The sequence below is a fragment of the Halomonas sp. 3H genome (assembly GCF_024206005.1).
GTDB lineage: Bacteria > Pseudomonadota > Gammaproteobacteria > Pseudomonadales > Halomonadaceae > Halomonas > Halomonas campaniensis.
Map to the genome: position 1 here is coordinate 1,488,999 of NZ_CP100360.1, position 13,959 is coordinate 1,502,957.

Consider the following 13,959-nt stretch of genomic DNA (forward strand, 5'->3'; position numbering starts at 1 on the left):
GGTCTCCCGCCAGTGGCGTCGCCGCGGCCTGATGACCCTCTACATCGTCTTCGTGCTGCTGCCGGTCTACTGGCTGCTCAACATGTCGTTCCAGTCCAACAGCGAGATTCTCGGTGCCCTGACCCTGTGGCCCCAGGACTTCACCCTGGAGCACTACGCCAAGATCTTCACCGATTCGAACTGGTACATGGGCTACGTGAACTCCATCGCCTACGTGCTGATGAACATGCTGATCAGCCTGGCCGTGGCCCTGCCGGCGGCCTACGCCTTCAGCCGCTATCGCTTCATCGGCGACAAGCACCTGTTCTTCTGGCTGCTGACCAACCTGATGGCGCCGCCGGCGGTGTTCCTGCTGCCCTATTTCCAGCTCTACTACACCGTCGGGCTCTTCGATACCCACGTGGCCGTGGCGCTGGCCCACTGTCTGTTCAATATCCCCCTGGCGGTCTGGATCCTCGAGGGCTTCATGAGCAGCGTGCCCAAGGAGATCGACGAGACGGCGTTCATCGACGGCTACAGCTTCCCGCGCTTCTTCGTGAAGATCTTCATTCCGATGATCAGCTCGGGGATCGGCGTGACGCTGTTCTTCCTGTTCATGTTCTCTTGGGTCGAACTGCTGCTGGCCAGCACCCTGACCGCCACCAGTGCCCAGCCCATCGGCTCGGTGATGACCCAGACCAAGGGGGCCTCGGGCATCGACTGGGGGGCGCTCTCCGCCGCCGGGGTGCTGACCATCCTGCCCGGCATCGTGGTGGTCTACTTCGTGCGCAACCATATCGCCAAGGGCTTCGCCCTGGGCCGGACCTGAGGAGGAAACCGTCATGGAATGGATGGTATGGACCACGCCCACCGCGATCTTCTTCTCCGCCATCGCCGCCATCCTGCTGGGGATGACGGCCTGGGAGCTCGCCTCGCCGACCGTCGAGCGCAAGGGCTTCCTGCCGATCGCAACCACCCGCGGCGACCGGCTGTTCATCGGGCTGCTCTGCGCCGCCTACATCCACCTGATGGTGGTGGGTTTCACCTCGATCAGCCTCTGGCTGGCCCTGGCCATCTCGATCCTGTGGCTCGTGATCCTGATGCGCTGGGGCTGACAGAAACGCACGGAGCCGAATGACAACCGGTTCAAGGACGAACCCCCACAACCGAAGAGGTCAACATGAAAGCGACAACAATGCGACTCTCTCTGCTGGCGGCCGGCGTGATGCTGGCCAGCGGCGCTCTGCACGCCGACAACCACGACGCCCGCGCCATTGCCGAACGGCTGGTCGACGAGCACTTCCAGAACTCGACGCTCTCCCGCGAGGAGCAGATCGAGGAACTGCTGTGGTTCGCCGAGGCGGCCGAGCCGTTCCGCGGCATGTCCATCAGCACCGTGGCAGAGGGCCTGACCACCCACGTCTACGAGCGGGACGTGCTGGCCGAGGCCTTCAGCGAGCTGACCGGCATCGACGTCACCCACAACATCATCGGCGAGGGGGACGTGGTCAACAACATGCAGACCCAGATGCAGTCGGGTCGCAACATCTACGACGGCTACGTCAACGACTCCGATGCCATCGGCACCCATATCCGCTATGGCACCACCATCAACCTCTCCGAGGCGATGGAGAACGAGTGGGCGGACTTCACCCTGCCCACCCTGGACCTGGACGACTTCATCGGCATCCAGTACACCACCGGCCCCGACGGCAGCATCTACCAGCTGCCGACCCAGCAGTTCGCCAACCTCTACTGGTTCCGCTACGACTGGTTCCAGCGCGAGGACCTCCAGGAGCAGTTCCGCGACATCTACGGCTACGACCTGGGTGTCCCCACCAACTGGACGGCCTACGAGGACATCGCCGAGTTCTTCACCGAGCACGTCGGCGAGATCGACGGCACCCGGGTCTACGGCCACATGGACTACGGCCGTCGCGACCCGTCGCTGGGCTGGCGCTTCCACGACTCCTGGCTCTCCATGGCCGGCATGGGCAGCCCCGGCGTGCCCTTCGGCAACCCGGTGGACGACTGGGGGATCCGCGTCGACGAGGAGAGCCGCCCGGTGGGCGCCAGCGTGACTCGCGGCGGCGGCACCAATGCGCCGGCCTCGGTGTTCGCCGTCACCAAGATGGTCGACTGGCTGGAGAAGTATGCCCCCGAGGAGGCCCAGGGCATGACCTTCGGCGAGGCGGGCCCGGTGCCGGCCCAGGGCAACATCGCCCAGCAGATCTTCTGGTACACCGCCTTCACCGCCGACATGGTCGACCCGGGCCTGCCGGTGACCGACGACGAGGGCAACCCGCTTTGGCGCATGGCGCCGTCGCCCACCGGCCCGTACTGGGAGGAGGGCATGAAGGTGGGCTACCAGGACGTGGGCTCCTGGACCTTCTTCGACTCCACCCCGGAGGATCGCCGCACCGCCGCCTGGCTGTTCGCGCAGTTCACCACCGCCAAGACCGTCTCGCTGGAGAAGCTGATGGCCGGCCTGACGCCGATCCGCGAGTCGGACATCTTCTCCGAGCAGATGAGCGAGATGGCCCCGAAGCTGGGCGGTCTGGTGGAGTTCTACCGCAGCCCCAACGAGTCCAACTGGACGCCCACCGGCACCAACGTGCCCGACTACCCGCGCATGGCGCCGCTCTGGTGGCAGAACCTGGCCCCGGCGGTCAGCGGCGAGATCTTGCCGCAGGAGGCCCTCGACAACCTGGCGGGAGACCTGGACAGCGTGATGGCGCGCCTGGCCCGTGCCGGCGTCTTCGAGGTCTACGCGCCGCAGCTCAACGAGGAGCGTGACGCCGAGTACTGGCTCTCCCAGCCGGGTGCCCCCAAGGCGAAGCTCGACGACGAGATGCCCCAGGGCACCACCGTGCCCTACGACGAGATGATGGAGGCGTGGATGGCGGCCGGCACACGGTAACAGGCGACCGGCGGGCGCCTGGCGCCCGCCAACCTCCCGGCACTACCGGGATCAGCAACGTGTGACCGGTTGCCCGAACGGGACCCAGGCCCCGCTCGGTCATGCCGAGCGGGGCCCCGTGTTTTCAGAAAGGGCTTTCAGAAAGGGCTTTCAGGAAGGGCAAGAGATGCAACTCAGACAGAACAACCTGCGCAAGCTGCCCCGGCGCTGCTTCGACGTCCTGGTGGTCGGCGGCGGCATCAACGGGGCCTCCGCGGCGGCCGCGCTGAGCGGCAAGGGGGCTCGGGTGGCGCTGATCGACAAGGGCGACTTCGCCGGCAGCACCAGCATGCACTCGTCGAACCTGGTATGGGGCGGCATCAAGTACATGGAGAGCGGTGACTTCGCGCTGGTGCGAAAGCTCTGCCGCAGCCGCAACCACCTGATCAGGAGCTACCCCTCGTCGGTGCAGGAGATCCGCTTCCTCACCACCATCAACCAGGGCTTTCGCCACCACCCGCTGGTGCCCTGGGCGGGCACCTGGCTCTACTGGCTGATGGGCAACGCCTTCACCCGCCGGCCCCACTACCTGAGGCCGGCGGCGCTCCACGCCCGGGAGCCGATCATCGACATCGGCTCGGCGGTGGGGGGCTTCGAGTACTCCGACGCCTATCTCCATGACAACGACGCGCGCTTCGTCTTCAACTTCGTGCGCGCCGCCCTGGACTTCGGCACCGTGGCGGCCAACTACGTCGAGTACCTGGAGTCTCGCCGGGAGGAGGGCGTCTGGATCACCCGGGCCCGCGACGCGATGACCGGCGACACCTTCGAGATCCGCTCGCGGGTGCTGATCAATGCCGCCGGCCCCTGGGTCGACCAGCTCAACCAGCGCGCCGGGCAGCGCACCGAGCACCATCACGTCTTCTCCAAGGGGATCCACCTGATCGTGCCGCGGCTCACCGACAGCCATCGTGTGCTGGCCTTCTTCGCCGACGACGGGCGGCTCTTCTTCGTCATTCCCATGGGGCCGCGCACCTGTATCGGCACCACCGATACCCGGGTGGAGTCGCCCGAGGTCGGGGCCACGGCGGAGGACATCCGCTTCGTGCTGGACAACATCAACAAGCGCCTGGCGCTTGCCAGGCCGCTGGAGGCGTCGGACATCATCGCCACCCGCTGCGGGGTCAGGCCGCTGGCCGTGAAGCCCAGCGGCGGCGGCGAGCGGGACTTCCTCAACCTGTCGCGCAAGCACGCCATCGACCTCGACCGCCAGCGCGCCCACCTCAGCATCTTCGGCGGCAAGCTCACCGACTGCCTCAACGTGGGCGAGGAGGTGGTCGAGGCGGTGCGCGGCCTGGGCATCGAGGTGCCCTATCCCCGCCAGCGCTGGTACGGCGAGCCGGATGCCTCGGTGCGCGAGGCCTTCCTGCACCAGGCCCGGCTGATGGACCTTGACGCCATGACTGCCGAGCACGCCTCCGAGCCGCTCAGCCAGCGGCTGTGGCGGCGCTACGGTTCCCAGGCCTTCGAGATGCTCGAGGCGATCCGCCAGGACGAGCGCCAGGCCGAGGTGCTGATCGAGGGCACCGAGTACCTGCGGGTGGAACTTGAGCAGGCCCGGCGCCGGGAGATGGTGACCCGGCTGGAGGACTTCCTGCGCCGGCGCTCCAAGGTCTCGCTGGTGGTATCGGAGGCGAGCATCCGTCGCTCGCCCGGCCTGCAGGAGGCCTGCGACATCCTGTTCGGCGACCAGGCCAGCGAGCGGCTGGCGGAGTACCTGCAGGGGGAATCGCCCGAGCCCCGTGAGAAGCGGGTGGAAGAGGGCGGGTGAGGGCCCATCGTGCCGGCGGGCGCGGGCTGCTAGAATGCCGCGCGTTTCCCTCACCCTGACTCCCTGGAGCCCCCATGACTGATACCTCGGCGGCCGCCCGACCCGCGGCCGAGTCGCCCCTCAGGACCCTGCTCACCGGCGCCCAGATGCTCTTCGTGGCCTTCGGCGCCCTGGTGCTGGTGCCGCTGCTCACCGGCCTGGACCCCAGCGTCGCGCTGTTCACCGCCGGGGTCGGGACCCTGGTGTTCCACGGCGTGACCCGCGTCACGGTGCCGGTGTTCCTGGCCTCGTCGTTCGCCTTCATCGCGCCGATCCAGGGCTCGGTGGCCAACTTCGGCATCCCGGCCACCATGGGCGGGCTGATGGCCGCCGGCCTGGTCTACGTGGCGATCTCCCAGGCCGTGCGCCTCAAGGGCACCGCCTGGCTGCATCGGCTGCTGCCGGCGGTGGTGGTGGGGCCGGTGATCATGGTGATCGGCCTGGCCCTGGCACCGGTGGCGGTGAGCATGGCCACCGGTGAGACCAGCGACCACATCGGCTATGGCCCGGCGATCTTCCTCTCCATGGTCAGCCTGCTGGTGACCCTGGTGCTGGCGGTGTTCGGCCGCGGGCTGGTCCGGCTGATCCCGATCATGGGCGGCATCGTCACCGGCTACGTGCTGGCGCTTGCGATGGGACTGGTGGACTTCTCCCCGGTGCGCGAGGCGGCCTGGCTGTCGATGCCGGCCTTCACCGCCCCGAGCTTCCACTGGGCGGCGATCCTGTTCATGATCCCGGTGGCCATCGCCCCGGCGGTGGAGCATATCGGCGACATGGTGGCCATCGGCTCGGTCACGCGGAAGAACTACCTTGAGAAGCCCGGCCTGCATCGCACCCTGCTGGGCGACGGCCTGGCCACCTCCACCGCGGCGCTGTTCGGCGGCCCGCCCAACACCACCTACTCCGAGGTGACCGGGGCGGTGACCCTGACCCGCGCCTTCAACCCGAGGATCATGGTGGTGGCGGCCTGCATCGCCGTCGGCCTGGCCTTCGTCGCCAAGCTGGGGGCCCTGCTGCAGACCATCCCCGGGCCGGTGATGGGTGGCATCATGACCCTGCTGTTCGGCTCCATCGCCGTGGTGGGGATGAACACCCTGGTGCGCGCCGGCCATTCGCTGACCGCGCCGCGCAACCTGGTGGTGATATCGCTGATCCTGGTGTTCGGCATCGGCGGCATGCAGTTCGGCGGCGGCCAGTTCACCCTGCAGGGCGTCAGCCTGGCCGCCCTGGTGGGTATCCTGCTCAACTGGGTGCTGCCCGGCGCCGAAGAGGACGAGTGACGCTCAGGCGTGGTGCTGCTCCTGCCCGCCGTCCGAGAAGGTCGGCGGGGTGCTGGCGCTGACGATCACGCACTCGCGGTCGCCCACGTTGCGGAAGCGGTGGGGCAGCCGCGAGTCGAAGTAGTAGGCGTCTCCCTCGCCCAGCACTGCCATCTCGCCGCTCACGGTGATCTCGATCTCCCCGGCGATCACCACCCCGCCTTCCTCGCCGTCATGCTCCAGCATCTCCACCCCGGTGTCGGAGCCGGGCGGATAGCGCTCGTGGATGATCGACATGCGGCGGTCGGGCTGGCGGGCCGCCACCAGTCGCCAGGAGAGGTGGCCGTCGCCGATCTCGGTGAGCTCGCCGGCGCGGTAGAAGGGGCGCGGCGGGCTCGGCTCGTCGCCGGCGAAGAAGGCGCTGATCGACACCGGCAGGGCGTCGAGGATCTTCTTCAGGGAGCTCACCGAGGGGCTGACGCTGTTCTGCTCGATCAGCGAGATGGTGCTGTTGGTGACGCCGGCCCGCTTGGCCAGCTCGCGCTGGGAGAGGCCGCGGGCGAGGCGCAGCTGGCGCAGCCGGGCGCCCACGTCGAATCCTGCTTCCATGGTCGGTCCTGTCAAGAATAGTGCACACATGATACCGGCAACGGCCCCCGGCGGTAAGCCGTGGCCTTGACCCGGGTCAGCGCGGCGGCGCCTGGGGCGGCGCGGCGTGGCACGCTCCGGCCGGCTCAGGCATCATGAGGGCAGGACACTATCACGACCGGACCGGGGAGGTCACAGGCCCTCATGATCACGCAGCACGAGCTCACCGGGATGATCCTGGCCGGCGGCCAGGGGCGGCGCATGGGCGGCCGCGACAAGGGGCTGGTGCCCTTCGCCGGCCGGCCGCTGGTGGCCCATGTGCGCCAGCGCCTCGAAGGGCGGGTAAGGGAGGTACTGATCAATGCCAACCGCCACCTGGACGACTACCGGCCGCTGGCCGACCGGGTGATCGTCGATGCCGAGACCGGCTACCAGGGACCGCTGATGGGCATCTACAGCGGCCTGCGCGCGGCCACCACGCCCTGGCTGCTGGTCGTGCCCTGCGACACCCCGGCGCTGCCGGCGGACCTGGTCGAGCGGCTGGTCGCGGGGCTCGGCGACGGCGACATCGCGGTGGCCGACGACGGCGAGCGCCTGCACCCGGTGGTCGCGCTGATCCGCACCTCGCTGGCCGATGACCTGGCGGCGGCCCTGGCCGCCGGCGAGCGCAAGATCGACCGCTGGTACGCCCGCCACGCCTGGCGGCGGGTGGACGTCTCCGACTGCCCCGAGGCGTTCGCCAACCTCAACACCGATGACGAGAAACGGCGCCTGGAAACGGCGCTCGGCAAGGAGTCACCGACCCCATGAGTCACGCCAGTCAACCGGGGCTGCCCCTGGATGAACGCCTGCCGCTGCTGGGCATCGCGGCCTGGAGCGGCACCGGCAAGACCACCCTGCTCGAGCGTCTGCTGCCGTGCCTGCGCGATCGCGGCCTGCGGGTCGCGGTGATCAAGCATGCCCATCACGGCTTCGACGTCGACCAGCCCGGCAAGGACAGCCACCGCCTGCGCCAGGCGGGGGCGACCCCCATGCTGGTGGCCTCCCGCCACCGCCTGGCGCTGATGATGGAGACCCCGGGACAGGAGGAGGCGGACCTCGCCCAGCTGGTCGAGATGGTCCGCCTCCAGGCCCCGGACCTGGTGCTGGTGGAGGGCTTCAAGGCCTGGCCGCTGCCCAAGCTGGAACTCCATCGCCCGGCGGTGGGCAAGCCGCTGCGCGTGGCCGAGGACCCCTGGGTGCGGGCGGTGGCCAGCGATGCCCCCCTGGCGCTGCCGGCGGGGGTCGAGGCGCTGGACATCAACGACCTGGAGGCCGTGGCCGACTGGGTGGCGGCCTGGCCGGCGCGCTGGCCGGACGAGCGCCGGCCGCGGCCGACCCCGGTCGGGGAGCCTGCCCCATGACCCTCTCCTGCTTCGAGCTGGGCGAGCGGATGCTCGAGGCCGAGGCGGCCCGAGAGGCGGTGCTGGCGCTGGCCGAGGGGGCGCTGCCCGCCGAGACCCTGCCGCTGGGCGGGCTCCATGGCCGGGTGCTGGCCGAGGCGTTGGTCTCGCCACGGGACGTGCCGCCCGCGACCAACGCCGCCATGGACGGCATCGCCCTGGCCTGGCCCGAGGCGGCCGAACGCCCGGCCGACTGGCGGCGCGTGGCCGAGGTCTTCGCCGGCCGGCACCATGCGCAGGCGCTGGCGCCCGGCGAGTGCGTGGGAATCACCACCGGGGCGCCGCTGCCGCCCGGCGCCGACACCGTGATCATGCGCGAGCAACTCCGCGAGACGACGGCAGGCGAGGGCGTGCGGGTCTCGGTGGCGCGCCCGGAACGCGTGCGGCGCGGCCAGAACGTGCGCTGGGCCGGCGAGGATATCGCCCGCGGTGCCCTGGCGCTGGCCGCCGGCACCCGGCTGGGCGCCGCCGAGCTGGGTCTGCTGGCCTCGCTGGGAGTCGACCGGGTGGCGGTGCGCCGGCGCCCCCGGGTGGCGCTCTTCTCCACCGGCGACGAGGTCACCGCGCCGGGCGAACCGCTGCCGCCGGCCGCCATCTTCGATGCCAACCGCTACAGCCTGATCGGGCTGGTCACCGAGCACGGCGGCGAGGTGCTCGACCTCGGTATCCTGCCCGACGACCGGGCGGCGCTCTCCGCGGCCCTGGCGGCGGCCAGCGCCGAGGCCGACCTGGTGATCACCAGCGGCGGGGTCTCGGTGGGCGATGCCGACTTCACCCGCGAGGCGCTGGCCGAACAGGGCGAGCTCGGCTTCTGGAAGATCGCCATCCGCCCGGGGCGGCCGCTGGCCTGCGGCCGCCTGGGGGCACGCCGCGTGCCCTTTCTGGGGCTGCCCGGCAATCCGGTGGCGGTGATGGTGACCTTCCTGCAGTTCGCCGCGCCGCTGCTGGCGCGCCTGCAGGGGCGCCCCGTCACGGCACCGCGCCGGCTGGCCGCCATCGCCGACCACGACATGGCGAGCCGGACGGGGCGGGTCGACTACCTGCGCGGGGTCTACCGCTGCGACGCCGAGGGGCGGCTGCGTGTCGCCAGCACCGGCGCCCAGGGCTCCGGCATCCTCTCCTCCATGGTCATGGCCAACTGCCTGATCGAGATCACCACCGAGCGCGAGGCCGTGGGCCAGGGCGAGGTGGTGGCCATCCAACCCCTTTTCCGACTCCCGTGAGGCGTTTCCCATGTCACTGACCCATCTCAATGCACGCGGCGAGGCCCATATGGTGGACGTGGCCGACAAGCCGGAGAGCCGGCGCGAGGCCACGGCCAGCGGGCGGATCCGCATGAAGCCCGAGACCCTGGCGCTGCTGGCCGAGGGCGGGCTGCCCAAGGGGGACGTGCTGGCCACGGCCCGCATCGCCGGCATCCAGGCCGCCAAGCGCACCCATGAGCTGATCCCGCTCTGCCACGCCCTGGCGCTGTCGAAGGTGGCCATCGACTTCCACCTCGACGAGGCCGCCTCCTGCGTCGACGTCACCGCCACCTGCCGCCTCAACGGCCGCACGGGGGTGGAGATGGAGGCGCTGACCGCCGTCTCCGTGGCCTGCCTGACCCTCTACGACATGTGCAAGGCGGTGGACAAGGGCATGGAGATCGATGCCATCCGTCTCGAGACCAAGACCGGCGGCAAGTCCGGCGACTACCGGCGCGAGGTCGGCGAGGGAGGAAGCGAGGCGGACGAGGCGGCGTCGCCGATCGTCACCGGCCAGGGGCATGGGGGCCAGGTCTCGCTGGGTTCCCGCTGCGACATCGCCACGCCCTGCATCCGCGTCAAGTGTCTCGCCGAGCTGCGCGAACGGCTCGGCGTCGGCGACATCTCGGTGCCGCTGGACAGCCTGGCCAGTGCCGACGTGGCCGGGCTCAAGGCGGCGCTCAAGGCCCAGGACCCCCGCTTCTCGCGACTCGACGAGGGGCGGGTGCTGTGTGCGGTGAACCAGGTGATGGCCGGCGATGCCACGCCGATCACCAACGAGGACGAGGTCGCCTTCTTTCCCCCGGTGACCGGAGGGTGAACATGATTCGTGTCCAGGAGGCGCCCTTCGATGCGGGCGCCGAGCAGCAGGCGCTGCTGGCCGGGCGCACCGATATCGGTGCGGTGGTCAGCTTCACCGGGCTGGTGCGTGACTTCAACGAGACCCCCGAGGTCACGGCCCTGACCCTCGAGCACTATCCGGGCATGACCGAGTCGGCGCTGGCCGGCATCGTCGACGAGGCCCGCGAGCGTTGGCCGCTGGATGGCGCCACCGTGATCCACCGGATTGGACGCCTGGCCCCCGGAGACCCTATCGTGTTGGTAGTCGTGGCCAGTGCCCATCGTCGCGCGGCGTTCGAGGCCTGCGACTTCATCATGGACTACCTCAAGACACGCGCCCCCTTCTGGAAGAAAGAGCACGCCACCGGGGGCGACTACTGGGTGTCGGAGCGTGAGTCCGACCAGAAGGACGCTCGCCGCTGGCAGCAATGAGCTGGGAGAGATCACAATGACAATACCCCCGGAACTGATCGATGACTTCGGTAGACGGGTGCGCTATGTGCGTATTTCGGTCACCGACCGCTGCGACTTCCGCTGCGTCTACTGCATGAGCGAGGAGATGACCTTCCTGCCGCGCGCCCAGGTGCTGACCCTGGAGGAGCTGGCGCTGGTCGCCCGGGCCTTCGTCGAGCTGGGGGTGGAAAAGGTACGGCTGACCGGCGGCGAGCCCCTGGTGCGTCGCGACATCGATACCCTGGTGGAGCAGGTCGGCGCGCTTCCCGGCCTGCGGGATTTCGCCATGACCACCAACGGCGCCGGCCTCGGCAAGCACGCCGAGCGCCTGCGCCAGGCGGGGCTGAAGCGCCTCAATATCAGCCTGGATTCCCTGGACCCCGAGCGTTTCCGCGCGCTGACCCGCACCGGGGACCTCGACCGCGTCATCGACGGCATCCGTGCCGCCAGGGCGGCCGGCTTCGAGCGCATCAAGCTCAATGCGGTGATCCTCAAGGGGCGCAACGACGACGAGGTGCTGGACCTGGTCGACTTTGCCCGGGACGAGGGGCTCGACATCAGCTTCATCGAGGAGATGCCGCTGGGCGATGTCTCCGACCACCGCCGTGACGAGACCTACTGCTCCAGCGACGAGGTCCAGGCGCAGATCGAGGCGCGCTATCCGCTGTTGCCCACCACCGAGACCACCCTGGGCCCCTCGCGCTATTTCCGCATGGCCGACAGCGAGAGCCGGGTCGGCTTCATCTCGCCCCATAGCCACAACTTCTGCTCCACCTGCAACCGGGTTCGGGTCACGGTGGAGGGGCGCCTGCTGCTCTGCCTGGGCAACGAGCACTCCGTCGATCTGCGCGCCGTGCTGCGCCGCCACCCCGGTGATATCGACGCCCTCAAGCGAGCGATCGTGGCGGCCATGCCGCTGAAGCCCGAGCGCCACCATTTCACCACCGACGGCGATGTCCAGGTGGTGCGCTTCATGAACATGACCGGCGGGTGAGTCGCACCCGCCCGGTTCTTCTGCTTCCCCGACGGCGCCCTGTGGCGCCGTCTTCATTGGATCATTGCCCCCTTTTTTACCAGCCCTTCTGTCGGGAATGACAGACGACTTTCCTTGCCAAGGGACGATGTGTGCATATACTTTCTCCTTACACAAAGAGGAAATACCCGTCTCATTTACCCGGCTATGGAGGGGGCAATGTCCAGCGAATCCCTGGAGCGCATCGCTCGCAACAAGAACGTGGCTCGCGCCGCGGCACGCCAGCTCAGCATGGAACAGCTGCACAAGCTGGCCGAAGTGATCGGCGAGGTCATCGAGCAGAAGAAGGATGAGGAGCGTCAGCGCCAGGAGGAGGAAGTCCAGAAGGAGCGCAAGCTGGCGGAGATCCGTGAGGCGATCAACGAGGCCGGGCTTTCCCTGGATGACCTGGTCACCGAGCAGCCCCGTCGCAAGCGGGGACGTCCGCCGAAGAACGCCAGCAAGGCGTGACGCCTGTGATGATGTGAAAGTCAGCTGAGAGAGTCAGTCGATAGTCCGCAAGGCCGCTCCCCGGAGCGGCCTTTTCTGCGCTCAGAGATCGCTGTGGGAAGGGGCTTCCACGGCGAGGATCTGCAGGTGGATCTCCGGCAGCCGCCGCAGGTGATCGGCGAACCAGGCCAGCAGCTTCGGCTGCAGGGCCAGGCGCAGTTCGGCGAGGGTATCGACCCGCAGGTGTTCCAGCACGTCATCCAGCCAGTCGCTGAAGGCGTCCTCGTCGATGGGGCTCGCCTGGCTGGCATCCAGCATCAGTCGCCCGATACGGGTCCAGCCTCCCGCCTCGGTGACGGTGACCGACAGCGCCAGGTAGAGGCTGCCATGCCGTGCGCCGCCGGCCGCGCCGCCGAGGCCGGGCATCGGTCCCACCGCGTCCTGGCTGACGATGCAGGGCGGCTGGGGGTGGCGGGAGACGCGGCTCAGGCCCTCGGCGTCGAGGCGGATCAGGTCGCCGTTCAGTGGCACCAGGGGGGCCTGGATGCCGAGTGATTCGGCCAGCTCGCGATGGGCCTGCTGGTGGCGCGGTTCTCCATGCACCGGCAGCAGGTGGCGCGGCCTGATCCAGCCGTAGAAGGTGCGCAGCTCCTCCTGGGCGGGATGGCCCGAGGCGTGGAGCTCGGGGTGGCTGAACTCGTCGAGCAGGGTCACGCCCAGCTGGCGCAGGCCGGCCTTCAGCCGCTCGATCAGCAGTTCGTTGCCGGGGATCGCCTTGGCCGAGAAGATCACGCTGTCGCCGCTGCCCAGCTCGAAGGCGGGGTGGCGGCCGCGGGCCAGGCGGTGGAGGGCGGCGCGGGGCTCGCCCTGGCTGCCGGTGGCGATCACCAGCACCTCCTCGGGGGGCAGGTAGCCGAGGTCGCTGGTCGGCACCAGGGGCGGGAAGTCATCCAGGTAGCCGAGCCCGCGGGCCACCCCCACCATGCGCTCCATGGAGCGCCCCATCAGGCTGACCCGCCGGCCGCAGCGCTCGGCGGCGCTGCCGATGGCCAGCACCCGGGCCAGGTTGCTGGCGAAGCAGGAGACCACCACGCGCCCCTCGCAGCGGGCGATGGTGTGTTCCAGGGCCTGGGCCACCTCACCCTCGCTGCGCGAATGCCCGGGGAGGGGGGCGTTGGTGGAATCGCCCACCACCAGGTCCACCGGCGCGATCGCCCGGAAGGTCGCGGCGGAGATCGGCGGCCCGATCAGCGGCTCGGGGTCGAGCTTCCAGTCGCCGGTGTGCAGCACCCGGTGGTCGCCGGCGGCCACCAGCAGGGCACAGCTCTCGGGGATCGAGTGGGTCAGCGGCAGGTAGCGCAGGATGAAGGGGCCGACCTCCAGCGCCTCGCCGGGCTCGATGACCCGGATGGCCTCGGTGGCGAGCCCGCGTTCGGCGAACTTCGCCCGCAGCAGGCCGGCGGCCAGCGGCGTGGCATGGATGGGGCAGCCCCATCGGGGCCACAGCCAGGCCGCGGCGCCGATGTGGTCCTCGTGGCCGTGGGTGATGATCAGGGCCCGGGGGGTGATCTCGAGGGTCGCGAGGGTGTCCAGGTTGGGCACCTGCAGCGGGCTGTCGGGCAGGTCCTGGCGGATCATCATGCCGCAGTCCACCGCGATCCAGCTCTCCTCGTCGCCCCGCTCCCCGAAACCGTAGAGGCTGAGGTTCATCCCGATCTCGCCGCAGCCGCCCAGGGGGAGGAAGTGCAGGGGAGGGCGGCGGCGGGGGCGGATCTGGACTCTGGGCTGTGGCATCGGGGGGCGTGGACTCGGAAAGTGTGACATCACTATACGGGATGGCCGCGTGGCGTCACAACGCGCCGGGTCGCAAGGATGCCGGAACCTTCTGTTTTCGCTACACTGTCGCACCCCCGACGACAGCCG

Annotated in this window: 14 protein-coding genes; 12 read left to right on the forward strand and 2 right to left on the reverse strand. The window is 69.6% G+C overall.

The features are described 5' to 3' along the window. Positions 1-31: 31 nt before the first annotated feature. From NFC98_RS07025 to NFC98_RS07045, 5 genes are all read left to right on the forward strand, one after another. Complete coding sequence (locus NFC98_RS07025) at positions 32-808, forward strand: carbohydrate ABC transporter permease (protein ID WP_183331455.1); 777 nt, start codon at positions 32-34, stop codon at positions 806-808. A 13-nt stretch (positions 809-821) separates the two neighbouring features. Beyond that, entirely contained in the window at positions 822-1,094 is a 273-nt protein-coding gene (locus NFC98_RS07030; protein ID WP_254277381.1) for a DUF2160 domain-containing protein, read from the forward strand. 65 nt (positions 1,095-1,159) lie between these two features. After that, positions 1,160-2,899: an ABC transporter substrate-binding protein gene (locus tag NFC98_RS07035; protein ID WP_254277382.1), complete on the forward strand. Its 1,740-nt coding sequence runs from the start codon at positions 1,160-1,162 to the stop codon at positions 2,897-2,899. A gap of 166 nt (positions 2,900-3,065) precedes the next feature. Then, a complete protein-coding gene (locus NFC98_RS07040; protein WP_254277383.1) occupies positions 3,066-4,709 on the forward strand; it encodes a glycerol-3-phosphate dehydrogenase/oxidase in 1,644 nt (547 codons plus the stop codon). Positions 4,710-4,783: 74 nt separating this feature from the next. Beyond that, complete coding sequence (locus tag NFC98_RS07045) at positions 4,784-6,028, forward strand: uracil-xanthine permease family protein (protein WP_254277384.1); 1,245 nt, start codon at positions 4,784-4,786, stop codon at positions 6,026-6,028. Between the two features lie 3 nt (positions 6,029-6,031). On the opposite strand, the gene NFC98_RS07050 is transcribed toward NFC98_RS07045, so the two are convergent. Continuing rightward, complete coding sequence (locus NFC98_RS07050; protein ID WP_183331304.1) at positions 6,032-6,616, reverse strand: cupin domain-containing protein; 585 nt, start codon at positions 6,614-6,616, stop codon at positions 6,032-6,034. A 183-nt stretch (positions 6,617-6,799) separates the two neighbouring features. Here NFC98_RS07050 and mobA point away from each other — a divergent pair, with 183 nt between their 5' ends. From mobA to NFC98_RS07085, 7 genes are all read left to right on the forward strand, one after another. Further along, positions 6,800-7,405: a molybdenum cofactor guanylyltransferase MobA gene (gene mobA, locus NFC98_RS07055; protein WP_254277385.1), complete on the forward strand. Its 606-nt coding sequence runs from the start codon at positions 6,800-6,802 to the stop codon at positions 7,403-7,405. Further along, positions 7,402-7,998 (forward strand): molybdopterin-guanine dinucleotide biosynthesis protein B, encoded by a 597-nt coding sequence (gene mobB, locus NFC98_RS07060; RefSeq protein ID WP_254277386.1) that lies wholly within the window; start codon positions 7,402-7,404, stop codon positions 7,996-7,998. The genes mobA and mobB overlap by 4 nt, the downstream gene beginning before the upstream one ends. After that, on the forward strand, positions 7,995-9,260 hold the full coding sequence (gene glp / locus NFC98_RS07065; protein WP_254277387.1) for a gephyrin-like molybdotransferase Glp: 1,266 nt from the start codon (positions 7,995-7,997) through the stop codon (positions 9,258-9,260). The genes mobB and glp overlap by 4 nt, the downstream gene beginning before the upstream one ends. A gap of 10 nt (positions 9,261-9,270) precedes the next feature. After that, entirely contained in the window at positions 9,271-10,101 is an 831-nt protein-coding gene (moaC, locus tag NFC98_RS07070) for a cyclic pyranopterin monophosphate synthase MoaC (RefSeq protein WP_254277388.1), read from the forward strand. A 2-nt stretch (positions 10,102-10,103) separates the two neighbouring features. Continuing rightward, on the forward strand, positions 10,104-10,553 hold the full coding sequence (moaE, locus tag NFC98_RS07075; RefSeq protein ID WP_183331294.1) for a molybdopterin synthase catalytic subunit MoaE: 450 nt from the start codon (positions 10,104-10,106) through the stop codon (positions 10,551-10,553). A gap of 22 nt (positions 10,554-10,575) precedes the next feature. Then, positions 10,576-11,568: a GTP 3',8-cyclase MoaA gene (gene moaA, locus NFC98_RS07080; RefSeq protein ID WP_254277802.1), complete on the forward strand. Its 993-nt coding sequence runs from the start codon at positions 10,576-10,578 to the stop codon at positions 11,566-11,568. Between the two features lie 198 nt (positions 11,569-11,766). Continuing rightward, positions 11,767-12,057 (forward strand): hypothetical protein, encoded by a 291-nt coding sequence (locus NFC98_RS07085; protein WP_254277389.1) that lies wholly within the window; start codon positions 11,767-11,769, stop codon positions 12,055-12,057. A gap of 81 nt (positions 12,058-12,138) precedes the next feature. On the opposite strand, the gene NFC98_RS07090 is transcribed toward NFC98_RS07085, so the two are convergent. Beyond that, positions 12,139-13,746, reverse strand: a complete 1,608-nt coding sequence (locus tag NFC98_RS07090) for a ribonuclease J (protein ID WP_254277803.1) — start codon at positions 13,744-13,746, stop codon at positions 12,139-12,141. Positions 13,747-13,959 lie beyond the last annotated feature (213 nt).

What these genes read in the sequence shown, in the direction of transcription:
- NFC98_RS07030 (WP_254277381.1), top strand. Translation starts at nt 822, where the DNA reads ATGGAATGGATGGTATGGACCACGCCCACCGCGATCTTCTTCTCCGCC.
- mobA (WP_254277385.1), top strand. Translation starts at nt 6,800, where the DNA reads ATGATCACGCAGCACGAGCTCACCGGGATGATCCTGGCCGGCGGCCAG.
- moaC (WP_254277388.1), top strand. Translation starts at nt 9,271, where the DNA reads ATGTCACTGACCCATCTCAATGCACGCGGCGAGGCCCATATGGTGGAC.
- NFC98_RS07090 (WP_254277803.1), bottom strand. Translation starts at nt 13,746, where the DNA reads ATGAACCTCAGCCTCTACGGTTTCGGGGAGCGGGGCGACGAGGAGAGC.
- mobB (WP_254277386.1), top strand. Translation starts at nt 7,402, where the DNA reads ATGAGTCACGCCAGTCAACCGGGGCTGCCCCTGGATGAACGCCTGCCG.
- glp (WP_254277387.1), top strand. Translation starts at nt 7,995, where the DNA reads ATGACCCTCTCCTGCTTCGAGCTGGGCGAGCGGATGCTCGAGGCCGAG.
- NFC98_RS07050 (WP_183331304.1), bottom strand. Translation starts at nt 6,616, where the DNA reads ATGGAAGCAGGATTCGACGTGGGCGCCCGGCTGCGCCAGCTGCGCCTC.
- NFC98_RS07040 (WP_254277383.1), top strand. Translation starts at nt 3,066, where the DNA reads ATGCAACTCAGACAGAACAACCTGCGCAAGCTGCCCCGGCGCTGCTTC.
- NFC98_RS07085 (WP_254277389.1), top strand. Translation starts at nt 11,767, where the DNA reads ATGTCCAGCGAATCCCTGGAGCGCATCGCTCGCAACAAGAACGTGGCT.
- moaE (WP_183331294.1), top strand. Translation starts at nt 10,104, where the DNA reads ATGATTCGTGTCCAGGAGGCGCCCTTCGATGCGGGCGCCGAGCAGCAG.
- NFC98_RS07035 (WP_254277382.1), top strand. Translation starts at nt 1,160, where the DNA reads ATGAAAGCGACAACAATGCGACTCTCTCTGCTGGCGGCCGGCGTGATG.
- NFC98_RS07025 (WP_183331455.1), top strand. Translation starts at nt 32, where the DNA reads ATGACCCTCTACATCGTCTTCGTGCTGCTGCCGGTCTACTGGCTGCTC.
- NFC98_RS07045 (WP_254277384.1), top strand. Translation starts at nt 4,784, where the DNA reads ATGACTGATACCTCGGCGGCCGCCCGACCCGCGGCCGAGTCGCCCCTC.